This window comes from Serratia sp. CY55921 (assembly GCF_052167655.1).
GTDB lineage: Bacteria > Pseudomonadota > Gammaproteobacteria > Enterobacterales > Enterobacteriaceae > Serratia > Serratia ureilytica.
Genome location: NZ_JBJNMU010000007.1, coordinates 85,673 through 111,613, shown reverse-complemented (window position 1 = coordinate 111,613; position 25,941 = coordinate 85,673). Strand labels below are relative to the sequence as shown.

21 protein-coding genes are annotated in these 25,941 nt (G+C 59.4%); 14 read left to right on the top strand and 7 right to left on the bottom strand.

Annotated elements, in window-relative coordinates; translation table 11 throughout:
• Positions 1-328: 328 nt before the first annotated feature.
• The 4 genes from ACJ8M3_RS22390 (at position 329) to gntK (ending at position 4,594) form a co-directional block, all read left to right on the top strand.
• Positions 329-1,024: a pirin family protein gene (locus tag ACJ8M3_RS22390; RefSeq protein ID WP_004930835.1), complete on the top strand. Its 696-nt coding sequence runs from the start codon at positions 329-331 to the stop codon at positions 1,022-1,024.
• Between the two features lie 290 nt (positions 1,025-1,314).
• The gene (gene gntR / locus ACJ8M3_RS22385; RefSeq protein ID WP_089197530.1) at positions 1,315-2,310 is read left to right on the top strand and encodes a gluconate operon transcriptional repressor GntR; all 996 of its coding nucleotides are present in this window, start codon (positions 1,315-1,317) and stop codon (positions 2,308-2,310) included.
• A gap of 340 nt (positions 2,311-2,650) precedes the next feature.
• A complete protein-coding gene (gene gntT, locus ACJ8M3_RS22380) occupies positions 2,651-3,967 on the top strand; it encodes a gluconate transporter (RefSeq protein ID WP_004930830.1) in 1,317 nt (438 codons plus the stop codon).
• A gap of 99 nt (positions 3,968-4,066) precedes the next feature.
• Positions 4,067-4,594, top strand: a complete 528-nt coding sequence (gene gntK / locus ACJ8M3_RS22375) for a gluconokinase (protein ID WP_033631893.1) — start codon at positions 4,067-4,069, stop codon at positions 4,592-4,594.
• Between the two features lie 30 nt (positions 4,595-4,624).
• Here gntK and ACJ8M3_RS22370 read toward each other — a convergent pair whose 3' ends face one another.
• Positions 4,625-5,218: a YhgN family NAAT transporter gene (locus ACJ8M3_RS22370; RefSeq protein WP_025159894.1), complete on the bottom strand. Its 594-nt coding sequence runs from the start codon at positions 5,216-5,218 to the stop codon at positions 4,625-4,627.
• Between the two features lie 192 nt (positions 5,219-5,410).
• On the opposite strand from ACJ8M3_RS22370, the gene asd reads away from it, so the two are divergent.
• The 8 genes from asd to glgP all read left to right on the top strand — a co-directional run bounded on the left by asd (position 5,411) and on the right by glgP (position 17,888).
• On the top strand, positions 5,411-6,514 hold the full coding sequence (asd, locus tag ACJ8M3_RS22365) for an aspartate-semialdehyde dehydrogenase (RefSeq protein WP_016930397.1): 1,104 nt from the start codon (positions 5,411-5,413) through the stop codon (positions 6,512-6,514).
• A gap of 381 nt (positions 6,515-6,895) precedes the next feature.
• Positions 6,896-7,501, top strand: a complete 606-nt coding sequence (locus ACJ8M3_RS22360; RefSeq protein ID WP_232096335.1) for an RNase A-like domain-containing protein — start codon at positions 6,896-6,898, stop codon at positions 7,499-7,501.
• Between the two features lie 8 nt (positions 7,502-7,509).
• Complete coding sequence (locus ACJ8M3_RS22355; protein ID WP_033645311.1) at positions 7,510-7,800, top strand: contact-dependent growth inhibition system immunity protein; 291 nt, start codon at positions 7,510-7,512, stop codon at positions 7,798-7,800.
• A gap of 475 nt (positions 7,801-8,275) precedes the next feature.
• Complete coding sequence (gene glgB, locus ACJ8M3_RS22350; RefSeq protein ID WP_033645310.1) at positions 8,276-10,462, top strand: 1,4-alpha-glucan branching enzyme; 2,187 nt, start codon at positions 8,276-8,278, stop codon at positions 10,460-10,462.
• Positions 10,459-12,441 carry a glycogen debranching protein GlgX gene (glgX, locus tag ACJ8M3_RS22345; RefSeq protein WP_033645309.1) on the top strand — a complete coding sequence of 661 codons (1,983 nt, stop codon included), beginning with the start codon at positions 10,459-10,461 and terminating at the stop codon, positions 12,439-12,441. Before glgB ends, glgX begins: the two co-directional genes overlap by 4 nt.
• 15 nt (positions 12,442-12,456) lie before the next feature.
• Positions 12,457-13,734 carry a glucose-1-phosphate adenylyltransferase gene (gene glgC / locus ACJ8M3_RS22340; protein WP_004930810.1) on the top strand — a complete coding sequence of 426 codons (1,278 nt, stop codon included), beginning with the start codon at positions 12,457-12,459 and terminating at the stop codon, positions 13,732-13,734.
• Positions 13,735-13,869: 135 nt separating this feature from the next.
• Entirely contained in the window at positions 13,870-15,300 is a 1,431-nt protein-coding gene (gene glgA / locus ACJ8M3_RS22335; protein ID WP_033645308.1) for a glycogen synthase GlgA, read from the top strand.
• 140 nt (positions 15,301-15,440) lie between these two features.
• Positions 15,441-17,888: a glycogen phosphorylase gene (glgP, locus tag ACJ8M3_RS22330; RefSeq protein WP_033645307.1), complete on the top strand. Its 2,448-nt coding sequence runs from the start codon at positions 15,441-15,443 to the stop codon at positions 17,886-17,888.
• Positions 17,889-17,946: 58 nt separating this feature from the next.
• Here glgP and glpD read toward each other — a convergent pair whose 3' ends face one another.
• The 6 genes from glpD to ulaG all read right to left on the bottom strand — a co-directional run bounded on the left by glpD (position 17,947) and on the right by ulaG (position 23,860).
• Positions 17,947-19,455, bottom strand: coding sequence for a glycerol-3-phosphate dehydrogenase (gene glpD, locus ACJ8M3_RS22325; RefSeq protein ID WP_004930801.1), 1,509 nt, complete (start codon positions 19,453-19,455; stop codon positions 17,947-17,949).
• A gap of 245 nt (positions 19,456-19,700) precedes the next feature.
• Positions 19,701-20,459, bottom strand: a complete 759-nt coding sequence (locus ACJ8M3_RS22320) for a DeoR/GlpR family transcriptional regulator (RefSeq protein WP_004930797.1) — start codon at positions 20,457-20,459, stop codon at positions 19,701-19,703.
• A gap of 50 nt (positions 20,460-20,509) precedes the next feature.
• Positions 20,510-21,346, bottom strand: coding sequence for a rhomboid family intramembrane serine protease GlpG (gene glpG, locus ACJ8M3_RS22315; RefSeq protein ID WP_442514744.1), 837 nt, complete (start codon positions 21,344-21,346; stop codon positions 20,510-20,512).
• A gap of 171 nt (positions 21,347-21,517) precedes the next feature.
• Positions 21,518-21,844, bottom strand: coding sequence for a thiosulfate sulfurtransferase GlpE (gene glpE, locus ACJ8M3_RS22310; protein WP_004930790.1), 327 nt, complete (start codon positions 21,842-21,844; stop codon positions 21,518-21,520).
• A gap of 84 nt (positions 21,845-21,928) precedes the next feature.
• Positions 21,929-22,684, bottom strand: a complete 756-nt coding sequence (gene ulaR / locus ACJ8M3_RS22305; protein WP_033651753.1) for an HTH-type transcriptional regulator UlaR — start codon at positions 22,682-22,684, stop codon at positions 21,929-21,931.
• Positions 22,685-22,795: 111 nt separating this feature from the next.
• Positions 22,796-23,860 (bottom strand): L-ascorbate 6-phosphate lactonase, encoded by a 1,065-nt coding sequence (gene ulaG, locus ACJ8M3_RS22300; RefSeq protein WP_033645303.1) that lies wholly within the window; start codon positions 23,858-23,860, stop codon positions 22,796-22,798.
• Positions 23,861-24,214: 354 nt separating this feature from the next.
• Between ulaG and ulaA the strand changes: the two genes are divergently transcribed.
• The gene (ulaA, locus tag ACJ8M3_RS22295; RefSeq protein WP_033645302.1) at positions 24,215-25,612 is read left to right on the top strand and encodes a PTS ascorbate transporter subunit IIC; all 1,398 of its coding nucleotides are present in this window, start codon (positions 24,215-24,217) and stop codon (positions 25,610-25,612) included.
• A gap of 14 nt (positions 25,613-25,626) precedes the next feature.
• The gene (gene ulaB / locus ACJ8M3_RS22290; RefSeq protein WP_033645301.1) at positions 25,627-25,935 is read left to right on the top strand and encodes a PTS ascorbate transporter subunit IIB; all 309 of its coding nucleotides are present in this window, start codon (positions 25,627-25,629) and stop codon (positions 25,933-25,935) included.
• The last annotated feature ends 6 nt before the right edge of the window (positions 25,936-25,941 follow it).

Genomic DNA, 25,941 nt, shown 5'->3' with positions numbered 1-25,941 from the left:
TCAATATTATTTAAACGGGTCAAAAAAAACGCTTTACAGGTGCGAATGATAATGATTATTATTGCGATGCGTTCCGGGGAGGGCATCAACCCTTGATACTCTCGCTGCGAAGGCACGACATTGCTCACATTGCTTCCAGTGTTTACTTAGCCAGCTCGGGTGCTGGCTTTTTTTTTTGCCATTTTTCAGCCGCTTCCGCCTTCAACAAATCCGCTGCCCATCCGCCGTTTCATTTCATCGAAATTTTTGAACAGAGGCATGAGTTTTTTACGCTTTCTTATTCTGCTGGCAGGACTAGACTGTAAAAAAACATTGAGGAGAGTTGAATATGATTTATGTACGTAAAGCGGAAGACCGCGGCCACGCCAATCATGGCTGGCTGGATAGCTGGCACACCTTCTCATTTGCCGATTACTACGATCCGAACTTTATGGGGTTCTCGGCGCTGCGGGTGATCAACGAAGATGTGATCGACGCAGGGCAGGGGTTCGGTACTCACCCGCATAAAGACATGGAAATCCTGACCTACGTGCTGAGCGGCACGGTGGAACACCAGGACAGCATGGGCAACAAGGAGCAGATCCAGGCCGGTGAATTCCAGATCATGAGTGCGGGCACCGGCGTGCGTCACTCCGAGTACAACGCCAATCAGGATCGTCCGTTGCACCTGTACCAGATTTGGATCATCCCGGATCAGGTCGGGCTGGAGCCGCGCTACGAACAGCGCATGTTCGACGCGCCGCAGGGCCGTCAGCTGGTGCTGTCGCCGGATGCGCGTGACGGCTCGCTGAAGGTGTTCCAGGATATGACGCTGTCGCGTTGGGCGCTGAATAAAGGCGAGCAGGGGGAATGCCCGATCGCCGCCGGCCGTCGCGTTTGGATCCAGGTGGTGCGCGGTAAGGTCTCGGTCAACGGCCAGACCGCCGGCATCAGCGACGCGTTCGCGGTGTGGGATGAATCTGCGTTGACGATTCAGGCCGACGAAGAGAGCGAAATCCTGCTGTTCGATCTGCCGCCGGTGTGATTAAGCGGTAAATATCAAGGGCTCACGGTGTGAGCCCTTGAGGTTAACGACAAGCCTGATGACGTTGCCCGACTGAAAGCCGGCAGCATATAAAAACAAGGAAAATCAATTTATTGATTTTCGGCTGACAATCACAAAGGGGAAAAACCACGCTTTTTCCCCTTTGTCTGCGTATGAAGGGCTCACGGTGTGAGACCTTTTTGCGTTGGCCGTCGCATAACCGACAATATCGGCCCGCCGTTTTTTTTGCTAAAATGACTGCCCATTCACGGTTAGTCAGTTCATTGATAATGAAGAAAAAACGGCCGGTACTCCAGGATGTGGCGGACAAGGTGGGCGTGACCAAGATGACGGTGAGCCGTTATCTGCGCAATCCCGACCAGGTTTCCGCCGCCCTGCAGCAAAAAATCGCCGTCGCGCTGGATGAGCTGGGCTACATCCCCAACCGCGCGCCGGACATCCTCTCCAACGCCACCAGCCGGGCGATTGGCGTGCTGTTGCCGTCGTTGACCAACCAGGTGTTCGCCGAAGTGCTGCGCGGCATCGAAAGCGTGACCGACGCGCACAACTACCAGACCATGCTGGCGCACTATGGCTACCTGCCGGAGCGTGAAGAAGAGCGTCTGACCTCGCTGCTGTCTTACAATATCGACGGCCTGATCCTGTCTGAGCGCCATCACACGCCGCGCACCCTGAAAATGATCGAGGTGGCGGGCATTCCGGTGGTAGAGCTGATGGACTGCGTCTCGCCGTGCATCGATCTGGCGGTGGGCTTCAACAACTTCGAGGCGGCGCGCCAGATGACCCAGCAGATCATCGCGCACGGCCACCGTCACGTGGTCTATTTCGGCGCCCGCCAGGATGAACGTACCCTCATCAAGCAGCAGGGGTATGAGCAGGCGATGCGTGAATCCGGTCTGGAGCCGCACAGCATCATGACCGCGCGATCTTCCTCCTATTCCGCCGGCGGTGAACTGCTGCGCGTGGCGCAGCGCGACTATCCGCAGATCGACAGTATCTTCTGCACCAACGATGACCTGGCGATCGGCGCGGCCTTCGAGTGCCAGCGGCAGGGGCTGTCGATCCCGCAGGATATGGCGATCGCCGGCTTCCACGGCCATGACATCGGCCAGGTGATGGTGCCGAAGCTGGCCAGCGTGCTGACGCCGCGTGAACGCATGGGGCAGATCGGCGCCGAGCGCTTGCTGGCCCGGCTGCGCGGCGAAACGGTGTGCCCGCGCATGGTGGACGTCGGTTTCACCGTGATCCCCGGCGGCAGTATCTGAGCCATTTTAACGTTCTGTTTTAACACCCTTTCTTTTTGCAGCGCGCCCTGAGGCGCGCGGGTTATCCCGCCTGTAAGCCCGCCGCTCGTTGCCGACATAAGTTTGATCTCTGTCCCAGAACGCGAATTTTAGCCGCTTACCCGGTTCCGAGGCTTATGTTGTTACCGGTATCATGATACCGGTAACAACGAGTGGGCGGTCATCTTGCTGCAAGACTGAACCTCTGAATCAACAACACCTACAGCTCTTCTTAAACACCGGGAAAGAGCCTAAAAATAAAACAACCGCACGCTTTACGCCTATCGTAAAGAGAGTCGCGATAAAAGGTTGGAGAAAAACTATGCCATTAGTGATTGTTGCAGGCGGCGTAGCGCTGCTGCTGCTGCTGATGATCCGCTTCAAGCTGAACGGCTTTATCTCTCTGGTTCTGGTTGCTCTGGCGGTCGGGATTGCACAGGGGATGCCGGTCGATAAGGTCATCGGCTCCATCAAGGCCGGCGTGGGCGGCACGCTGGGCAGCCTGGCGCTGATCATGGGCTTCGGCGCCATGCTCGGCAAGCTGCTGGCGGACTGCGGCGGCGCACAGCGCATCGCCACCACGCTGATCGACAAGTTCGGCAGAAAACACATTCAATGGGCGGTGGTGCTGACCGGTTTCACCGTCGGCTTCGCGCTGTTCTACGAAGTGGGCTTCGTGCTGTTGCTGCCGCTGGTGTTCACCATCGCCGCCTCCGCGCGCATTCCGCTGCTGTACGTCGGCGTGCCGATGGCCGCTGCGCTGTCGGTGACTCACGGCTTCCTGCCGCCGCACCCGGGCCCGACCGCTATCGCCACCATCTTCCATGCCGACATGGGTAAAACCCTGTTGTACGGCACGCTGCTGGCGATCCCGACGGTGATCCTGGCCGGCCCGGTCTATGCCCGCTTCCTGAAAGGCATCGACAAGCCGGTGCCGGAAGGCCTGTACAACCCGAAAACCTTTACCGACGCGGAGATGCCGAGCTTTGGCGTCAGCGTCGCCACGTCGCTGGTGCCGGTGATCCTGATGGCGCTGCGCGCGGTCGCTGAAATGGTGCTGCCGAAGGGCCACAGCCTGCTGCGCTTCGCCGAGTTCTTCGGCGACCCGGTGATGGCGACCCTGATCGCCGTGCTGATCGCTATCTTCACCTTCGGCCTGAACCGCGGCCGCACCATGGATGAAGTGATGGGCACCATCACCGATTCGATTAAAATCATCGCCATGATGCTGTTGATCATCGGCGGCGGCGGCGCCTTCAAGCAGGTGCTGGTGGACAGCGGCGTCGAGAAGTACATCGCCGGTCTGATGGAAGGCAGCAACGTTTCGCCGATCCTGATGGCCTGGTCGATCGCCGCCGCGCTGCGTCTGGCGCTGGGGTCCGCCACCGTGGCGGCAATCACCGCCGGCGGCATCGTGGCGCCGCTGATCGCCACCACCGGCGTCAGCCCTGAGCTGATGGTGATTGCGGTCGGTTCCGGCAGCGTTATCTTCTCGCACGTTAACGATCCGGGCTTCTGGCTGTTCAAGGAGTATTTCAACCTGAGCATCATGGAAACCATCAAATCCTGGTCGGTGCTGGAAACCATCATCTCGGTGTGCGGCCTGGTGGGCTGCCTGCTGCTGGCGACGGTTGTATAATCGTTATCCGACGCCCTGCGGGGCGTCGGCGTTCCAGAATATCTTTATCAGTTGGGACGCATTTGGCGCTCGCGCCAGTTCCCATAAGGGCATGACACAATGAGTAATCCGCAGAATCACGTATTTATCCTGATGGGCGTATCCGGCAGCGGCAAATCCGCCGTGGCCAGCGCCGTCGCCCACGAGGCCGAGGCTGCCATGCTGGACGGCGATTACCTGCATCCGCGCGCCAACATCAACAAAATGGCTGCCGGGCACGCGCTGGACGACAACGATCGCGCCCCGTGGCTGGCGGCCTTGAATGACGCCATCTTCGCCATGCAACGCACCAATCCCGTGTCGCTGCTGGTCTGCTCGGCGCTGAAAAAAAGCTATCGCGACCGCCTGCGCGAAGGGAATAGCAACCTGCATTTCCTCTACCTGAAAGGCGACAAAGCGGTGATCGAGGAGCGCCTGAAGCAGCGCAAAGGTCATTTCTTCAAACCGCAGATGCTGGTTTCGCAGTTCGCCACGCTGGAAGAGCCGGGCGAGCAGGAGCCGGATGTGCAAGCGATCGACATCAACCAGCCGCTGGACGGCGTGGTCGCCGATACGCTCGCCTATATTCGCCGCGTTACCGCCCGCTGAGCGCGGGCCGTTGTCGGCGCCGCCAGGCGCCTACAGCTTCATGTAAGCCCGCACGCCGTCCAGGAACATCTGGGTCGACAGCATCACCAGAATCAGCCCCATCAACCGCTCCAGCGCGCTGACGCCTTTGCTGCCCAGCAGGCGCAGGAACAGGTTCGACATCAGCAAAATGGCCGCAGAGAGGCCCCAGGCGATCAACAGCGCCGCCACCAGATGGGGCAGCTGATGTGGATACTGGTGCGACAGCAGCATCAATGCAGCCAGAATCGACGGCCCGGCCACCAGCGGGATCGCCAGCGGCACCAGGAACGGCTCCTCGCCGGCGGACAGCCCGGAGCTGTTTCCTTCCTGCGAGGGGAAAATCATCTTGATGGCGATCAGAAACAGGATGATGCCGCCGGAAATGGAGACGGTTTCGGTGCGCAGGTTGAGGAACGCCAGAATTTTCTCGCCGGCGAACAGGAAGATCAGCATCAGCAGCAGGGCGATCAGCAGCTCGCGAATCAACACCACGCGGCGGCGGCGCGGTTCCAGGTGCTTGAGCACCGACATGAAAATCGGCAGGTTGCCCAGCGGATCCATAATTAAAAACAGCAATACCGTAGCGGAAATCATCTCTGTCATGGTGACCTCGTGATCGGGAAAACGCCTCGGCCTTTTCGGCCGCGTCCTTGCCTATAAGAAGGATTGCTGAGAAATCCCCAGCCATCGAATAAATTCACTTTGCGCCCGCGCCGACATTTTGTAAGGTGAGGAGATATTGCACACAACTCGTTATCACCTAATAAGCCCTTATCCGGGCGGGACACAGATATCATGAAAAACGTTGGTTTCATCGGTTGGCGCGGAATGGTCGGCTCAGTTCTCATGCAACGCATGACGGAAGAGCGCGATTTCGACGCCATTCGCCCGGTCTTTTTCTCCACCTCGCAGCACGGTTCTGCCGCGCCGGCCTTCGGCGGCCAGCAGGGCACGCTGCAGGATGCCTATGACATCGACGCCCTGAGCGCGCTCGATATCATTATTACCTGTCAGGGCGGCGATTATACCAACGAAGTGTATCCTAAGCTGCGCGCCAGCGGTTGGCAGGGTTACTGGATCGACGCGGCCTCGTCGCTGCGCATGCAGGATGACGCCATCATCATACTGGATCCGGTCAACCACGCGGTGATTCAGCAGGGCCTGGACAAAGGCATCAAAACCTTCGTCGGCGGCAACTGCACCGTCAGCCTGATGCTGATGTCCCTCGGCGGCCTGTTCGCCAACGATCTGGTTGAGTGGGCGTCGGTTGCCACCTACCAGGCGGCCTCCGGCGGCGGCGCTCGCCACATGCGCGAACTGCTGACCCAAATGGGCATGCTGCACGCCGATGTGGCGAAAGAGCTGCAGGATCCGGCCTCCGCCATTCTGGATATCGAACGCAAGGTGACCGAAGCCACGCGTAGCGGCAAACTGCCGACCGACAACTTCGGCGTGCCGCTGGCCGGCAGCCTGATCCCGTGGATCGACAAGCAGCTCGACAACGGCCAGAGCCGCGAAGAGTGGAAAGGCCAGGCGGAGACCAACAAGATCCTCAACACCGGCAGCGTGATCCCGGTCGATGGCCTGTGCGTGCGCGTGGGCGCGCTGCGCTGCCACAGCCAGGCGTTCACCCTGAAGCTGAAAAAAGACGTGTCGCTGCCGGAAATCGAGCAGATGCTGGCGACGCACAACGACTGGGTGCGCGTGATCCCGAACGACCGCGAGCTGACCATGCGCGAACTGACGCCTGCGGCGGTGACCGGCACGCTGAATACGCCGGTCGGCCGTCTGCGCAAGCTGAATATGGGGCCGGAGTACCTGTCGGCGTTCACCGTGGGCGACCAACTGCTGTGGGGCGCGGCCGAGCCGCTGCGCCGCATGCTGCGCATCCTGCTGTAAACCCGCTCGCCAGTTCATCTGTTGTATTTCAAAGCCCGCTTATTGCGGGCTTTTTCATATGAGCGGAGTCATGTCGGTATGGTCTGAATGTGGTTACAAGTTAATCTTCCCTGTGATATTTATAAGCGCATTGGCAACATAGCGCAGGTATAGGGATATGATTTCCAACGAAGGATTGCAGGTCGCGCTTTCACCCGTGCAGCTAGCGGCCGTGATGTCGGATAGCACGGTCACAGAAGGGGAAACCTGGGGTAATCGGCTCATGGGGGGCTGGGTTTAGCGGGGGGAGTCGTCGAACTTCTTGGGGCTGGGGTGATGTGCTATGCGCCTGACCCAACATTGTTAACCAAAGTGGGATGCGTGGTCGTTGGCACTCATAGCATGGATAGCATAAAAACCGCATCAAATCAGATCATTACCGGCCGATCATTGACTACAGACACTTATAAGTCGGCGGTTTTGCTGGCTCAGAGTCTGGGGGCCGACGAAGATATGGCTTACAACGTCGGTTTAACGGTAGATATTGCCGTTCCTTTGGTGTTTGCAACCGCTTTAGGCGCTGTACGCGTGGCTTCCGTTCGGGTGGGGCAATTAAAATTGCTTGAACACGAGTCTATAGCCGGTGCAAAAGGAGGTGGGCACACTATTGCTAAGCATGTTGCTAAAAGTTCAGAAGAGCTGCTGGAGCGCTTGGCAAAGAGTCCTGGTTTACAGTCAGCCTCGACATTTACAGATTTACGTACTGCTGAAGACGCGATTAGTCGGGCGTTGAAAGTGAATAACGCGCTTATTAAGCGCTGGGCGCAACAGCCTACTTCGGCCAACGTGCTTGAACTCACGCATAAGGTGGGTAAAGCGGTTGGTTTTGGCTACAGGCAAGGAAGCACAATTCAATTAACGTCCAACAGCGTGCGGGTTGTCTTGCTAAAGAAAATTTACAACGGTAAGCCGTATTACATTTTAACCGCTTACCCCATTATCAGATAAGGGACCCTATGGGCTTTTCAGTCGCTAATCTCGGTACACTTGTGCGTGTTTTTTTTGGGCAAGATTATGATTTATTTGGAGAGTCTGTAGAAGAGATCCTGGCCTCTTATCGGGAGACGGAAAATACCGCGACAGTGAGAAAAACCGTCGATGAAGCACGAGCGTTGCTGGCGCAATATCCTGAGGAACAACAGCTTGAACTTGCTGTTGCTGAACTTGCTGATGGGGAGTTTGCACCAGCGCCATGGGGATACACGGCGCGATCGTTTCTTGAGAAGGTGATCTCTGCTTTGGAATAGGCGATACCTGCTGCTTCTGTACTTTGTTGTAAACCCGCACTTCCTGGGGGCTGAGCGCTTTCAGCCCCCTAACGCCTTATTTTCCGCTTTTTTGTTCGCTGCGCGCCGCGTCGGGCAGCGTTATCGCAAGTCTCGTTTCATTGGGCTGTACCCCGCATCTCTTCTCGTCGGCCGCCACATGCAGATGCCGTCAGGCTGGCAGTTTTCTTAATGAAGAATTTTCCTCACCAATGCCGAGCAGTTTTTAACAGACATTGGCTATGCTTAACGCAGGGGTGAACACTTTTTCACCATGACTGAAATATTTCAAAAAATAAGCATAAAGAGCGAAATTCAGGTCGGCAGAGTAAAGATTGGTCAATAACCGACCGCAATCACGCTTTAGAGTCCGAATGCATTGCATGATGACCAAAACGGCCAAGGAATAACCAACAAGCCGTGCTTAGATCATGCTGTTAATCTAAGGAAGAAGACTATGCCTGTACTTCCCGATCGTGACGTGATTGATCAGATCATCTCCGGCCATTACGCCGATCCCTTTGCTCTGCTTGGCATGCATGCGACCGATAACGGTCTGCAAGTGCGCGCGCTGCTGCCGGACGCCGGCGCAGTCTGGCTGGTGGAACAGCAAACCGGCCGGCGACTGGTGCAGCTGAACTGCGACGATCCGCGCGGTTTCTTCAGCGCCGTGGTGCCGCGGCGAAAAAATCCTTTCCGCTATCAGCTGCAGGTCAGCTGGCGCGATCATCAACAGATCGTCGACGATCCCTACCGGTTCGGCCCGCTGCTGCAGGATATCGACAGTTGGTTATTGGCCGAAGGCACGCATCTGCGCCCCTATGAACGGCTGGGCGCTCACCTCGTCACGCTGGATGGCGTCGACGGCGTCAGCTTTGCGGTCTGGGCGCCCAACGCGCAGCGCGTCTCGGTGGTGGGGGAATTCAACTTCTGGGACGGCCGCCGCCACCCGATGCGTCTGCGGCGTGAGAACGGCATCTGGGAGCTGTTCTTGCCCGGCGTGCGGGCCGGGCAGCTGTACAAATATGAAATCGTCGATTGCTATGGCAATACCCAACTGAAAGCCGATCCTTACGCCTTTGAGGCGCAGATGCGCCCGGATACCGCCTCGCTGGTGGCGCCGCTGCCGGAGGTGGTGCCGTCGACGCCGGCGCGCCGCCGCGCCAACGATTTTGACCAGCCGATCGCCATTTACGAGGTGCATCTCGGCTCATGGCGCCGCCACACCGATAACCACTTTTGGCTCAGCTACGGTGAACTGGCGGTGCAGCTGATCGACTATGTGAAGGACATGGGATTCACCCATATCGAGCTGCTGCCGGTCAACGAGCACCCGTTCGACGGCAGCTGGGGCTACCAGCCGCTGGGGCTGTATGCGCCGACCCGGCGCTTCGGCACGCCGGCCGACTTCAGGGCGTTTGTGGCGGCGGCGCATGAGGCGGGCATCAACGTGATCCTCGACTGGGTGCCGGGGCACTTCCCCAGCGACGCCTACGGCCTGGCGAATTTCGATGGCACTGCGCTGTACGAATACGCCGATCCGCGCGAGGGCTACCATCAGGACTGGAATACGCTGATTTACAACTACGGTCGCCACGAGGTGCGCAACTACCTGGCGGGCAACGCGCTGTATTGGCTGGAGCGCTTCGGCATCGACGCGCTGCGGGTGGATGCGGTGGCGTCGATGATCTATCGCGACTACAGCCGCGCCGACGGCGAGTGGGTGCCGAATTACTACGGCGGCAACGAGAATCTGGAGGCCATCGCCTTCCTGCGTTATACCAACCAGACTATCGGCCAGGCGCAGCCGGGCGCGGTGACGCTGGCGGAGGAATCCACCGACTATCCCGGCGTCACCCTGCCGCCGGACGCCAACGGCCTTGGGTTCCACTACAAATGGAACCTCGGCTGGATGCACGACACGCTCAATTACATGAAGTGCGATCCGGTGCACCGCAAGTATCACCACAACCAGATGACCTTCGGCATGCTGTACGCCTATACCGAGAACTTCGTGTTGCCTATCTCGCACGATGAAGTGGTGCACGGCAAAAAATCGGTCCTCGACCGTATGCCGGGCGACGCCTGGCAGAAATTCGCCAACCTGCGCGCCTATTACGGCTTTATGTGGGCGCATCCGGGCAAGAAGCTGCTGTTTATGGGCTGCGAATTCGCACAGGGGCGCGAGTGGAATTTCGATACCAGCCTCGACTGGCATTTATTGGAAGGGTTGGATAACTGGCATAACGGCGTGCAGCGGCTGGTGCGCGATCTGAACCACTGCTACCGGCAGCAGGCGCCGCTGTACGAGCGCGACTACCGGCCTGACGGCTTCGAGTGGCTGGTGGTCGACGATCACGACAACTCGGTGTTCGCGTTCGCGCGCTACGATTCGCAGGGCAATGAGCTGATCGCCATCAGCAACTTTACCCCGGTGCCGCGCTACCGCTACCGCATCGGCCTCTCGCGCGCCGGTGACTACCGCGAGATCCTCAATACCGATTCGCACCACTATCACGGCAGCAACGCCGGCAATCAGGGGCGGGTCTCTTCCGAAGCGGTCGGCAGCCACGGCCGCGACTTCTCCATCTGCGTAACGCTGCCGCCGCTGGCGACCATTTATCTGCTGCGGGAGGCGCCATGACGGAGCTGACGGCCGGCCTCGCCGCGCCGCTGGGCGCGCATTACGACGGCGAAGGCATCAACTTTACCCTGTACTCGGCGCACGCCGAGCGGGTGGAGCTGTGCCTGTTCGACGGCCAGCAGCGCGAAGTGCGCCTGCCGCTGCCGGCGCGCAGCGGCGATATCTGGCATGGCTACTTACCGGGCGGCAGGCCGGGGCAACGTTACGGTTACCGGGTCTACGGCCCGTTTGACCCGGCGAACGGACAGCGTTTCAACCCCAACAAACTGGCGCTCGATCCGGCCGCGCGCGCGGTGGAAGGGCCGGTGGCGGATCACCCGCACCTGCACGGCGGTTACGAGCAGCCGGACCCGCACGACAGCGCGGAGCTGATGCCGAAGTGCGTGGTGGTGGACGAACAGTATGACTGGCAGGACGATCGCCCGCCTGCCACGCCCTGGGGACAGACGGTGATTTACGAAGCGCACGTGCGCGGCCTGACGCTGCTGCACCCGCAGATCCCGCCGGCGCTGCGCGGCAGCTTCGCCGCATTGGGGCACCCGGCGATGATCGCCCACTTCAAACGCCTCGGCATCACCGCGCTGGAACTGCTGCCGGTGCAGCAACATACCTCCGAACCGCGCCTGCAGCGGCTGGGGCTGATCAACTATTGGGGCTATAACGTGCTGGCGCCCTATGCGCCGGACAACCGCTACGCCAGCCTGAGCACCGATGCCACGCCGCTGAACGAATTCCGCGATGCGGTCAAGGCGCTGCACAAAGCCGGCATCGAGGTGATCCTCGACGTGGTGTTCAACCACAGCGCCGAGCTGGATATGGACGGGCCGATGCTGTCGCTGAGCGGCATCGATAACCTGAGCTACTACTGGCTGACGCCCGAAGGGGACTATGTCAACGACACCGGCTGCGGCAACACGCTGCGGTTGGATCAGCCGCAGGGCGTGGCCTGGGTGATGGATTGCCTGCGTTTTTGGGTGCGGGAGTGCCACGTCGACGGCTTCCGTTTCGATCTGGGCAGCGTGCTCGGCCGCACGCCGGGGTTCGATCGCGATGCGCCGCTGTTCCAGGCGATGCTGGCGGACGATGTGCTGTCGCGCTGCAAGCTGATCGCCGAACCCTGGGACATTGGCCCCGGCGGCTATCAGGTAGGGGCGTTTCCTGGCCGCTTCGCCGAATGGAACGATCATTACCGCGATGACATGCGTCGTTTCTGGCTGCAGAGCGGCGTATCGCTCGGCCAGTTCGCCCGGCGTTTTGCCGCTTCCAGCGATCTGTATAACCAGCGCGGGCGAGCGCCTTACGCCACCGTCAATATGCTGACCGCCCATGACGGTTTTACCCTGCAGGACGTGGTCAGCTTCAATGAGAAACACAATCAGCCCAACGGCGAGGGCAACCGCGACGGCAGCGATCGCAATTTCAGCAACAACCACGGCGTCGAAGGCCTGGTCGCCGACGACGCCATTGTGCAACGCCGCAGGGCCAGCCAACGGGCGATGCTCGCCACGCTGTTGCTGTCCCAGGGAACGCCGATGCTGCTGGCCGGCGATGAACAGGGACACAGCCAGCAGGGAAACAACAATGCCTATTGTCAGGACAACGCCACCACCTGGCTCGATTGGGCCACGGCGGACGACGCGCTGACCGATTACGTCGCGGCGCTGATCGCGCTGCGACGCCAGATCCCCGCGCTGCAGCAGGACCGCTGGTGGCAGCAGGACGACGGCAGCGTGCAGTGGCTGAACGCGCAAGGGCAGGCGCTCGACGCGCAGCAGTGGGAGCAGGGCGAGCCGCTCATGCAGATCCTGCTGTCGCAGCGCTGGCTGCTGCTGATCAACGCCACGCCGCAAACGACGGAGATGAGGTTGCCGGAAGGCGATTGGCAGGTTGTCGCCCCGTTCACTCAGGAAGACTCACGGGCGGTATTGCCCGCCTGGCACCAGGCCGCGCGCTCGCTTTGCGTACTGGTACGGAAATAATAAAAGGAGTCCGCTATGGTTAGGTTTGAAAATAAAGACCCCCTGATGTTGGCGCGCCAGCTGCCGATTAAATCCGTAGCGCTGATCCTGGCCGGCGGCCGCGGTTCACGTCTGAAAGATTTGACCTCCACCCGCGCCAAGCCCGCCGTCCACTTTGGCGGCAAATTCCGCATCATCGACTTCGCCTTGTCGAACTGCCTGAACTCCGGCATCCGCCGCATCGGCGTGATCACCCAATACCAGTCGCACACGCTGGTGCAGCACATTCAGCGCGGCTGGTCGTTCCTCAACGAGGAGATGAATGAGTTCGTCGATCTGCTACCAGCCCAGCAGCGCCTCAGCACCGAGCATTGGTACAAGGGTACCGCCGACGCGGTGTACCAGAACCTGGATATCATCCGCCGCTACGAGGCCGAATACGTGGTGATCCTGGCGGGCGATCACATCTACAAGATGGATTATTCGCGCATGCTGATCGACCACGTCGAGAAGGGCGCTCAGTGCACCGTGGCTTGCCTGCCGGTGCCGCGCAGCGAAGCCGGCGAATTCGGCGTGATGAAGGTGGATGAAAGCGACCGCATCATCGAGTTTCTGGAAAAGCCCGCCGATCCGCCGGCGATGCCGGGCAACCCGGATATGTCGCTGGCCAGCATGGGCATCTATATTTTTAATGCCGCCTACCTGTTCCAACTGCTGGAAGAGGATATGTCGACCCCCGGCTCCAGCCACGATTTCGGCAAGGATCTGATCCCGAAAATCACCGCGCAGCAGGCGGCGTGGGCGCATCCGTTTACCTTGTCCTGCGTGACGTCCAACCCCGACTTGCCGCCTTACTGGCGCGACGTGGGCACGCTGGACGCTTACTGGCGCGCCAATCTCGATCTGGCGTCGGTGACGCCGGAGCTGGACATGTACGACCGCGCCTGGCCGATCCGCACCCACATGGAACCGCTGCCGCCGGCCAAGTTCGTGCAGGATCGCTCCGGTAGTCATGGCATGACCATGAATTCGCTGGTGTCCGGCGGTTGCATCGTCTCGGGCTCGGTGGTGGTGCATTCGGTGCTGTTCCCGCGCGTGCGAGTGAACTCGTTTTGCACCATCGACTCTACCGTATTGTTGCCGGACGTGAACGTCGGCCGTTCCTGCCGCCTGCGGCGCTGCATCATCGACCGCGCCTGCCATATTCCGGAGGGCATGGTGATCGGGGAAAACGCCGATGAGGACAGCAAGCGTTTCTATCGCTCGGAAGGCGGCATCGTGCTGGTGACGCGCGAAATGTTGTCAAAATTGTGAGTTAACGTGGGGGGCAGAACGATAGCCTGCCGCCCGATGAACGGTTCGATGGCTTGCGCAACGCGGCACACATAACAGCGGCAAGCCTGCTTTATTTCTTATCCAGAGGCCTTCGGCCGACTTTCAGGAGTGATAATGCAGGTCTTACACGTATGTTCTGAAATGTTCCCCCTGCTGAAAACGGGCGGACTCGCAGACGTGGTTGGCGCGCTGCCGGCGGCGCAAATCGCCGAAGGCGCCGATGTTCGGGTACTATTGCCCGCTTTCCCTGACGTACGCAACGGCATACCCGACACCGTGCTGGTGGCGGAGATAGACTCGTTCGCCGGCCGTGTCGGCCTGCGTTACGGCACCTACCATGGCGTGGGCATTTACCTGATCGATGCGCCCTGGCTGTATGACCGGCCGGGCAGCCCATACCACGATCAGTCCATGTACGCCTACCCCGACAACCACCGGCGCTTTGCGCTGCTGGGCTGGATGGCCTGCGAGCTGGCCAAGGGGCTGGATCGCTACTGGCGCCCGCAGCTGGTGCATGCCCACGACTGGCATGCCGGCCTGAGCTGCGCCTATCTGGCCGCCAACGGTCACCCGGCGCGTTCGGTGTTCACCGTGCACAACCTGGCCTATCAGGGCCTGTTCTCCGCCCATCACGTGACCGAGCTGTGGCTGCCGGCGTCGTTTTACGATGTCTATGGCCTGGAGTTCTACGGCCAGATGTCGTTCCTCAAGGCCGGGCTGTTTTATGCCGACCACGTGACCGCCGTCAGCCCGACCTATGCGCGCGAGATCACCCGGCCGGAGTTTGGCTACGGCATGGAGGGGCTGCTGCAGGAGCGGCAGCGGCAAGGCAGGTTGAGCGGCATCCTCAACGGCGTGGACGACAAGATTTGGGATCCGGCCCACGACCCGCGGCTGAGCGCCCGCTACGACGCCGACGATCTGAAAAGCAAGGTCAAAAACAAGCTGCATCTGCAAAAGGCCATGGGGCTGAAGGTGGACGAATCGCTGCCGGTGTTCGCGGTGGTGAGCCGATTGACCAGCCAGAAAGGCCTCGATCTGGTGCTGCAGGCGCTGCCCGAATTGCTGGCGCAGGGCGGGCAGTTGGCGCTGCTGGGCGCCGGCGACGCGGTGCTGCAGCAGGCGTTTCTGGCCGCCGCCGCCGACTACCCTGAGCAGGTCGGCGTGCAGATTGGTTATCACGAATCCTTCTCCCACCGCATCATCGGCGGCGCCGACGTCATTCTGGTGCCGAGCCGCTTCGAGCCCTGCGGCCTGACGCAGCTCTACGGCCTGAAATACGGCACGCTGCCGCTGGTGCGCCGCACCGGCGGACTGGCGGACACGGTCGTGGACTGCGCGCTGGAGAACCTGGCCGACGGCACCGCCAGCGGATTCGTGTTCGACGATTGCGACGCTGTCGCGCTGGGCAACGCCATCCGCCGCGCCATGGTGCTGTGGAGCCGGCCGAAACACTGGCGCCACGTTCAGCGCCACGCCATGAGCGTGGACTTCGGCTGGCCGGTGGCGGCGAAAGAGTATTTATCGCTTTATCAACGCTTGTAGCCCGCGATTCGCGTCGCGGGTTGACGCGCGGCGGGCAACCGTAAGGGTAGATTGTCGGGGCGCAGCGTACCGCGCCCATGTTCAGCGGGGCCAGCTATTCCGCGGCGGATGGCTGGGCTCCCCATTAGGGATTAAAAGCCATGACTTCACCGTTTAGTTACACCTCACCTACGGTCAGTGTGGAAGCGCTGAAACATTCCATTGCCTATAAGCTGATGTTTATCGTCGGCAAGGATCCGGCGATCGCCAACCGCCACGACTGGCTCAACGCCGTCCTGTTCGCGGTGCGCGATCGCATGGTGGAGCGCTGGCTGCGCTCCAACCGCGCCCAGCTGTCTCAAGACGTGCGGCAGGTGTATTACCTGTCGATGGAGTTTCTGATCGGCCGCACGTTGTCGAACGCGCTGCTGTCGATGGGCATTTATCAGGACATCGACAACGCGTTGAACGAGATGGGGCTGAACCTGGCGGAGCTGCTGGAGGAAGAGAACGACCCCGGGCTCGGCAACGGCGGTCTGGGCCGGCTGGCGGCCTGCTTCCTCGACTCGCTGGCGACGCTGGCGCTGCCGGGGCGCGGCTACGGCATTCGCTATGAGTACGGCATGTTCAAGCAGAACATCGTCAACGGCCAACAGATGGAATCGCCGGACTACTGGCTGGAGTACGGCAATCCGTGGGAGTTTCCGCGCCATAACACCCGCTACAAGGTGCGCTTCGGCGGCCGCGTGCAGCAGGAGGGGGCCAAGGCCCGCTGGCTGGAGACCGAAGAAATCGTGGCCATCGCCTACGATCAGGTGATCCCCGGTTTCGACACCGACGCCACCAACACGCTGCGGTTGTGGGGCGCGCAGGCCAGTAACGAGATCAACCTCGGCAAGTTCAATCAGGGCGATTACTTCGCGGCGGTGGAAGATAAAAACCATTCTGAGAACGTGTCGCGCGTGCTCTATCCGGACGATTCGACCTCCTCCGGGCGTGAATTGCGCTTGCGACAAGAGTATTTCCTGGTGTCGGCCACGGTACAGGATATTCTCAATCGCCATTGGCTGATGCACAAAACCTTCGACAACCTGGCGGACAAGATCGCCATTCACCTCAACGACACTCACCCGGTGTTGTCGATTCCGGAGCTGATGCACCGGCTGATCGACGAGCACAAGTTCAAGTGGCTCGACGCCTGGGAAGTGGTGGAGCAGGTATTCTCCTACACTAACCACACGCTGATGAGTGAGGCGCTGGAGACCTGGCCGGTGGACATGCTCGGCCGCATCCTGCCGCGCCATCTGCAGCTGATTTTCGAGATCAACGATCACTTCCTCAAAATGGTGCAGGAGGTGGCGCCGGGCGACAACGATCTGCTGGCGCGGGTCTCGATCATCGACGAAACCAACGGCCGTCGGGTGCGCATGGCGTGGCTGGCGGTGGTGGCCAGCCACAAGGTCAACGGCGTTTCCGCTCTGCATTCCGAACTAATGGTGCAGTCGCTGTTCGCCGACTTCGCCCGGCTGTTCCCGACTCGTTTCTGCAACAAAACCAACGGGGTGACGCCGCGTCGTTGGCTGGCGCTGGCCAACCCGCCGTTGGCGGCGGTGTTGGACGACTGCATCGGCCAAACCTGGCGCACCGATCTCAGCCAGCTGAGCGAGATCAAGGCCAACATCGATTACCCGAGCTTCCTGCAGGCGGTGCAGCGCGCCAAGCGGCAGAACAAGGAGCGGCTGGCGCTGTACATCGCCAAAACGCTCAACGTGGTGGTTAACCCGGATGCGCTGTTCGACGTGCAGATCAAACGCATTCACGAGTACAAACGGCAGTTGCTCAACGTGTTGCACGTCATCACGCTGTATAACCGTTTACTGGCCGACCCTGATATCGAGCGCGTGCCGCGGGTGGTGATCTTCGCCGGCAAGGCGGCCTCGGCCTACTATGCCGCCAAGCAGATCATCCGCCTGATCAACGACGTGGCCAAAGTGATCAACAACGATCCGCGCGTGCATACCCAGTTGAAGGTGGTGTTCATTCCGAACTACGGCGTCAGCCTGGCGCAGATCATCATCCCGGCGGCGGATCTGTCGGAACAGATCTCGCTGGCGGGCACCGAAGCCTCGGGTACCAGCAATATGAAGTTCGCGCTGAACGGCGCGCTGACCATCGGCACGTTGGACGGCGCCAACGTCGAGATGCGCGAGCACGTGGGGGAGGAGAACATCTTTATCTTCGGCAATACCGCCGAGCAGGTCGAGGAACTGCGCCGCAACGGTTACAACCCGCGACAGTACTACGAGCAAGACCCAGAGCTGCATCAGGCGCTGACGCAGATCGCCACCGGCATGTTCAGCCCTGAGGAGCCGAAGCGCTATGGCAATTTGTTCGACTCGCTGGTGAACCTCGGCGACCACTATCAGCTGTTGGCGGATTACCGCAGCTATGTGGACACGCAGGACAAGGTGGACGAGGTGTATCTCAATCAGGACGAGTGGACGCGGCGCGCGGTGCTGAATATCGCCAATATGGGTTACTTCTCATCCGATCGCACCATTCAGGAATATGCGGATGAAATTTGGCACATTAAGCCGGTGAAGCTGTAAAGCGGACAGAAAAAAAGCAAAGGGCCGGATAACCGGCCCTTTTTCGTTACGCTGCGGCTCAGGAAGCCAGCGACAGCGCTTTCGTTTTCGCGTGTTCCGCCAGCCAGGCTTTCACGCGCGCCTGCTGCGCTTCGTCCAGCCACATGCCCAGCTTGGTGCGGCGCCAGATAGCGTCGTCCAGCTCCACGACCCACTCTTTCTCGGTCAGGTAGCGCAGTTCGGCTTCATACAGACCGTGGCCGAAATCTTCGCCCAGATCGGCGAGGCCGTTGGCGCCGGCCAGGATCAGCTCGCTCTGGCTGCCGTAGGTGCGGGCATAGCGGCGCGCCAGGGCTTCCGGCAGCCAGCCGTGCGCACGGCGCAGTTTGGCCGCGTAACCGTCGCGGTCGCCGTCGATGTCACCGCCCGGCAGCGTGGCGTTTTTGGTCCACGCCGGGCCGCAGCCTGGGTAGTAGTGGGCCAGTTTTTCCATCGCATGTTCGGCCAGCTTGCGGTAGGTGGTCAGCTTGCCGCCGAAGACCGACAGCAGCGGCGCCTTGCCTTGCTCGTCGTGCACGTCCAGCGTGTAATCGCGGGTGATCGCCTGCGGTGAATCGGATTCGTCGTCGCACAGCGGACGCACGCCGGAGTAAGTCCAGACGATGTCGTCGCGGCCCAGCTGCTTCTTGAAGTGATCGTTGTACACTTTCAGCAGATAAGCGATTTCGTTCTCGTCGATCTTCACGTCTTTCGGATCGCCTTTGTACTCCACGTCGGTGGTGCCGATGATGGAGAACTCGTCATTCCACGGGATCACGAACACGATGCGGTGGTCTTCGTTCTGCAGAATGTAAGACTGCGGCTGATCGTGCACGCGCGGCACCACGATGTGGCTGCCTTTGATCAGACGGATGCCGTAAGGCGATTTCAGCTTCAGGCCGTCGTCGAAGAAGTTTTTCACCCACGGGCCGGTGGCGTTCACCAGGCCTTTGGCGCGCCAGGTGAAGGTTTTGCCGCTGTCGATATCGACCGCTTCCACCATCCACAGGCCGTTTTCGCGCCATGCGCGGGTCACTTTGGTGCGGGTGCGCACTTCGCCGCCGCGTTTTTCCACTTCCTGCGCGTTCAGCACCACCAGGCGAGCATCGTCGACCCAGCAGTCGGAATATTCGAAACCGCGCTTCAGTTCAGGCTTCAGCACCGATTCTGGTCCAAAGCGCAACCCCTTGCTGCCCGGCAGGCTGGTGCGTTTGCCCAGGTGATCGTACAGGAACAGGCCGATACGGATCATCCAGGCCGGACGCAGGTGCGGCTGGTGCGGCAGGCGGAAACGCATCGGGAACGCGATGTGCGGCGCCAGTTTCAGCAGCACTTCACGTTCGGCCAGCGCTTCGCTCACCAGACGGAATTCGTAGTGTTCCAGGTAGCGCAGGCCACCGTGGATCAGTTTGGAACTGGCGGAAGACGTAGCACAGGCCAAGTCTTGCGCTTCCAGTAGCAGTACCGACAGCCCGCGCCCGGCAGCATCCGCCGCGATGCCGGCACCGTTGATGCCGCCACCGATAACGATCAAGTCTTTGGTTTCCACGTCATCTTCCTCCAGATGTTCGAAATAGCTCTTTCATGTTCGTTTTCGCTCATGATTGTAATCAAAAACCAACAAGCAAGCCAAGACTTAACCAAACAAAAACATTTAGGCGTGATAGAGGTAACAGTTTGGTGATGATAGTCACACAAGTAGCATGGATATGGCGCGGGCGCGCAAACGGCTGTCGGTGAGGGGATTAAAGGGATGAAACGGGGCGGCGGCGCGCCCCGCAGGTTAAGGCCGAATCAGCACAGCTCCAGCTGCACGTCGTACTGTTCGATGATTTTCATCACGCTCGGCGGCGGCAGCTGGTCGGTAAACAGGTAGTCGATCAGGTTCATGTTGCCCAGGTTGACCATGGCGTTGCGGCCGAATTTGGAGTGGTCGGTTACCAGCATCACGCAGCGGGAATTTTCGATAATCGCGCGTTTGGTGCGCACTTCGTGATAGTCGAATTCGAGCAGCGAGCCGTCCATATCGATGCCGCTGATGCCGAGAATGCCGTAATCGAGACGGAATTGGGAGATGAAGTCCAGGGTGGCTTCGCCCATGATGCCGCCGTCGCGGGTGCGCACTTCGCCGCCGGCCAGGATCAGGCGGAAGTCTTCTTTGGCGGTCAGCAGGGTGGCGACGTTAAGGTTGTTGGTGACCACGCGCAGGTTCTTGTGGTTCATCAGCGCATGGGCCACCGCCTCCGGCGTGGTGCCGATATCGATGAACAGCGTGGCGCCGTCCGGGATCTGGCTGGCGACGCGCTGCGCGATGCGGGCTTTCTCTTCCGACCACATCACCTTGCGATCGTTATAGGCAGCGTTGACCGAGCTGGAAGGCAGCGCCGCGCCGCCGTGGTGACGCTGGATCTTGTTCTGGTCGGCCAGGTCATTCAAATCGCGGCGAATCGTTTGCGGGCTGACGTCAAAATGCTCGACCAGCTCTTCCGTGCTGACGTAACCCTGCAGGCGCACCAGCTCGATAATTGCGTCATGACGCTGTGTTTGCTTCACGATAATCCCCTAAAACGCCCGCTATGCCCGCTGGGCATAGCTCCCGGCTGTTATTGTTCGTTGTGTGCGCGATGACGCGTATCCCAAAATGCCATCAATAACCCTAACACTAAACCGGCTACGTGTGCCGCGTTGGCGATCGACATTCCTAAAATATCGAAATATCCGGCCACCAGCCACAGCACCGAGAACACCATCAGGCCGCGCGGCAGCATCAGGCCGCGCTCCGGCGCCCGTTCGCCCGACAGCCAGACATAGCCCATCAGCGCATAGACCACGCCTGACAGCCCGCCGAACAGCGCGCCGCTGAACAGCGATTGCGCCCAGCCGCTGAAGAACGCCGACACCACCGCCAGCACGAACAGCTTGCCGGCGCCGAGGCGTTTTTCCATCTGGCCGCCGAGATACCACCACCACATCAGGTTAAACAGGATATGCAGCAGGGAGAAATGCAGGAACGCATGGCTGATCCAGCGCCACAGCTGGGTGTATTGGCTGCTGTCCTGCGGCCAGGAGAGCCAGTACATCACGGTATCGTCACCGAGCGCCTGCATCAGAATATAGACTGCGATGCACAGCACCATCACGCCGAGCGTCAGCGGCCCGGCTTTGCTGCGCAGGGTGTGCAGGTAGGACTCGCTCTGATAGTGCAGGCCGGCGTCGGTATGGCCGGTCTGCCAGCTGGCGGCCTGATAACGGCGGTTGAGCGGATCGACCAGAAACTGCTGCAGCTCGTGTTGCACCTGCTCGAGATGACCTTCGTCGGCCAGCCAGATTTCCGCCGCCTCGCCGCTGTTGCGCAGCTCAAGCCGGATGCCCTGGGTCGCCATATAGTCGACAAAGGCCAGCGCCAGGCGCGGGTTGGATACGGCGATTACTTTAACCATTGCTCTTCCGTCGTAAGTGAATGATTTTGGCCGCCGCTTGCGCGCCGGCGACCCTGACGGCCGATTATAACGTCGAAATCCTGAGCGCTGGCAAACGGATCTGCGAAAAACCCGCGAAAACGCGCATAAAAACGAAGGGGAAGCCCGCCGACGCACGGCGGGCGGCGGGGATCAGGCAGAGGTTTCCACGTCTTGCGGATACTGACGGGCCCAGGCCTCGAAGCCGCCGTCGATGCTGTAGACCGCGTCGAACCCCTGGTGCAGCAGGTATTGCGCCGCGCTGCGGCTGCTGTTGCCGTGGTAGCACATCACCATCACCGGCCGCTCGAAGTCGTTTTGTTGCATAAAGGCCGACAGGGTGGCGTTGGTGAGGTGAAAGGCGCCCGGCGTATGCCCGGCTTCAAAACTTTGCGGATCGCGGATGTCGACCAGGGCGGCGCTGCCCTCTTTCCAGCGGGTGTAAGCCTGTTCAACGTTGATCGCTTCGAACTGTTCCATACTGCTGACTGCCTCATTATTGGGGGACGCCGCTATTGTAACCAACTCTGCGGCGTTTAAGACCAGAGCAAGGTTGTGGTTTTCTCACACCAGCAGCACTTCCACCCCTTGTTGACGCAGTTGCTCAACGATCGCCGAATCGGCGGCGCGGCCGGTGATCACCATGGCGATTTGCTCGGTGCGGCTGAACAGCATGCCGGCGCGTTGGCCGACTTTGCTGCTGTCGACCAGCACCACCAGTTTACCGACGTAGTTGAGCATCTTCTGTTCCGCCATCGCGGTCAGCATATCGGTTTTATACAGGCCGTCAGCGGTGAGGCCGATACCGCTGGTGAACATCCAGTGCCCGGCGTACAGGGTGGCGTCGCCGTCCTGGGGCGCCAGAGTAATCGACTGGGTTTTGTTGTACTGGCCTCCCATGATCACCACGCTGTCGTGTTCCTGCTCGATCAGGTAATTGGCCAGTGGCAGATAATTGGTGATCACCTGAACCGGCTTGCCGCAAATTTCACGGCCCAACAGAAATGCGGTGGAGCCGCAATTGATCACCACGCTTTCACCCGGCTGACAGAGCTGTGCCGCAGCCGCCGCAATACGCATTTTTTCGTCCAGATGCTGGGTTTGGTGGATATTGAGCGGCGTCCAGGCCGGGCGCGGAGTTTGTGTGGCTTCGGCGCCGTTGCGCACTTTGCGCAATTTGCCGATTTCATTCAGTTTGTTGATGTCCCGGCGCGCTGTAGCCGGAGAGATATCAAACGCCGCGATGACGTCCGCCACGGAGATTTGCCCCTTGCGCTGCAAGAGATCGAGAATGGCGTTGTGGCGTTGGGACTCTGTCATGCGGGCTCCGTCGGAGAGAGAAAACGTCGTTGCCTATGATTATATGCGCGCCGTTTGACGATTTGAATCATTCCCGTTCAAAAGCGCGCATCCGTATGCAACACCGGTTGATTACAAGAAAGACTTGAAGGGCAGATCGGGTTCGAGGGTGAAGCAATCATCGAAACCGCGCGGGTAGTGGTACTCCAGATTGTCTTTATCCTGCGGCCAGATGAACTTGCCGCCAACCTGCCAGATAAACGGTTTAAAACCGTATTTGAGCCGGTCTTTCTTCATTTCCCACAGCACGCGAATTTCCTGCGGATCCGCCTGGAAATTCGACCATATGTCATGGTGGAAGGGGATAACGACCTTGGCGTTCAGCGATTCCGCCATGCGCAAGATGTCGGCGCTGGTCATCTTGTCGGTAATGCCGCGCGGGTTCTCGCCGTAGGAACCGAGGGCGACATCGATCTGATGATCGTTGCCGTGCTTGGCGTAATAGTTGGAGTAGTGGGAATCGCCGCTGTGATAAAGGTTGCCGCCCGGCGTTTTGAACAGGTAGTTGACCGCCCGCAGGTCCATGCCGTCCGGCAGAACGCCCGCTGCTTTTTGTTCCACCGGCAGTGTGATGAGCGCCGTGCGATCGAAGGCGTCCAGCGCATGAATTTCAATGTCTTTGATTTTTATCACGTCGCCAGGTTTGACGGTGATGCAGCGCTCAGGCGGCACACCCCAACCAATCCAGATATCCACGCAGCTTTGCGGCCCGATAAACGGAACGGTGGCGGCGCAATTTTGCAACACCGCCGCGGCGACGTTCACATCGATGTGATCGTTGTGGTCGTGCGTGGCCAAGACGGCGTCGAGCTGGGTAATCGCGAAGGGATCCAGTACGAATGGGGTCGTGCGCAGGTTAGGCTGTAGCTTGCGCACCCCCGCCATTCGCTGCATTTGGTGGCCGGTTTTCATCAGTGGGTTGCCGTGGCTTTGCTTGCCGGTACCGCACCAAAAGTCGACGCACAGATTGGCGCTTTCTTCGGATTTGAGCCAGATACCGGTACAGCCCAGCCACCACATGGCGAAGGTGCCGGGCGCAACTTTCTCCTGCTCTATCTCTTCGTTCAGCCAGGTGCCCCATTCGGGAAAGGTGTTCAATATCCAGGATTCGCGGGTGATGTCGTTGACTTTACTCATGGGTCGTTCCTCGTTGGCGGTGATAATGCAATCACAAATAATCATTTAAAGGTTTTATGTGATTTGTTTTGATCGAATCTAGCACCGTTTTTTTCAACTGACAACGATCGAAATACACGTTAACACCGCCGGATTTACGTGCTGCGCCGTCCTTTTATCTCCTTTTTGTTTGATTAACTGCTATTAAATTCAATGAGTAATAAAATGTAAGCCGTCTAATTCATTGAATGTTAGTGGAATTGATTTTTAACTTGCGAGGTTGTTCACAAATAATCATTTATGATCTTTTTGTGATTTCTTGTGATTGGTATGGTGAAGGCGTTACCTGCATGCCAACCTTTTCGGGAGAGCCGTATGGAAACTCTTTACACCATCTTCACCGTCTTTTTTAACCAGGTGATGACCAATGCGCCGCTGCTGTTGGGGCTGGTTACGCTGCTGGGTTACACGTTGCTGCGCAAAAGCGCGGCGGTCATTATCAAAGGCACGATCAAAACCATTATCGGTTTCATGTTGCTGCAAGCCGGTTCCGGCATCCTGACCGGCACGTTCAAACCGGTGGTGGCGAAGTTGTCCGAGGTGTACGGCATCAACGGGGCGATTTCAGATACCTATGCCTCGATGATGGCCACCATCGATCGGATGGGGGAGGCCTATAGCTGGGTCGGCTACGCGGTCTTGCTGGCGCTGGCGCTGAACATACTCTACGTGTTGTTGAGGCGCATTACCGGCATCCGTACCATCATGCTTACCGGCCATATCATGTTTCAGCAGGTGGGGTTGATCGCGGTATTTTTCTACATTCTGGGCTACGGCATGTGGACAACGGTATTGTGCAGCGCGCTGTTGGCTTCACTGTATTGGGGCATCACGTCCAACATGATGTTCAAACCGACGCAGGCGGTGACGGAAAACAGCGGTTTCTCCATTGGGCACCAACAGCAGTTCGCTTCGTGGCTGGCGTATAAGGCAGCGCCGTATCTCGGTAAAAAAGAGGACAGCGTGGAAGATCTGAAGCTGCCTGGGTGGCTGAACATTTTCCATGACAACATCGTTTCCACCGCCATCGTGATGACGCTGTTCTTCGGCATCATTCTTTGCTCGTTCGGCTTGGATACCCTGCAGGCGATGGCCGGTAAAACCCACTGGAGCATCTATATCCTGCAAACCGGGCTGATGTTCGCGGTGGCGATTTTCATCATCGTGCAGGGCGTGCGCATGTTCGTCGCCGAATTGACCGAGGCCTTCAATGGGATTTCCCAACGCCTGATCCCCGGTGCGGTACTGGCCATCGACTGCGCCGCCATCTATAGCTTCGCGCCCAACGCCGTGGTGTGGGGCTTTATGTGGGGCACCATCGGCCAATTGATCGCCGTCGGCATCCTCCTGGCGTGCGGCGCTTCCATCATGATCATCCCCGGTTTCATTCCCATGTTCTTCTCTAACGCCACCATCGGCGTGTTCGCTAACCACTTTGGCGGCTGGCGCGCGGCGATGAAGATCTGCCTGGTGATGGGGATGATAGAGATCTTGGGCTGCGTGTGGGCCATCAAGCTGACCGGGCTGAGCGCCTGGATGGGAATGGCGGACTGGTCGATTCTGGCGCCGCCGCTGATGCAAGGGCTGAGCTTCGGCCTGTGGTTTATGGGCGTGGTGATCGCCATCGCGCTGCTGTACATGTTCTTCGCCGGGCGCACCCTGCGCGCGGAGGAAGATGCTGAAAAACAATCGGTTGAACCAGCGTCACGTTAATAGGAGTGCAGATTATGACGGTACGAATCCTGGCGGTGTGCGGTTGCGGACAAGGCAGTTCCATGATCATGAAAATGAAAGTCGACCAATTTTTAACGCAGCAAGGCGTGGATCATTCGGTCAACAGCTGTGCGGTGGGGGAATACAAATCCGAGTTGAGCGGGGCTGACATCATCATCGCTTCCACCCATGTCGCGGATGAGATCGTCGTCAGCGGCAACAAATACGTGGTCGGGGTGCGCAATATGCTCTCGGCGGCCGACTTTGGTCCGAAGCTGATGGAAGTCATCGGCGCGCATTTTCCGCAAGATTTGAAGCAGTGAGGAGCG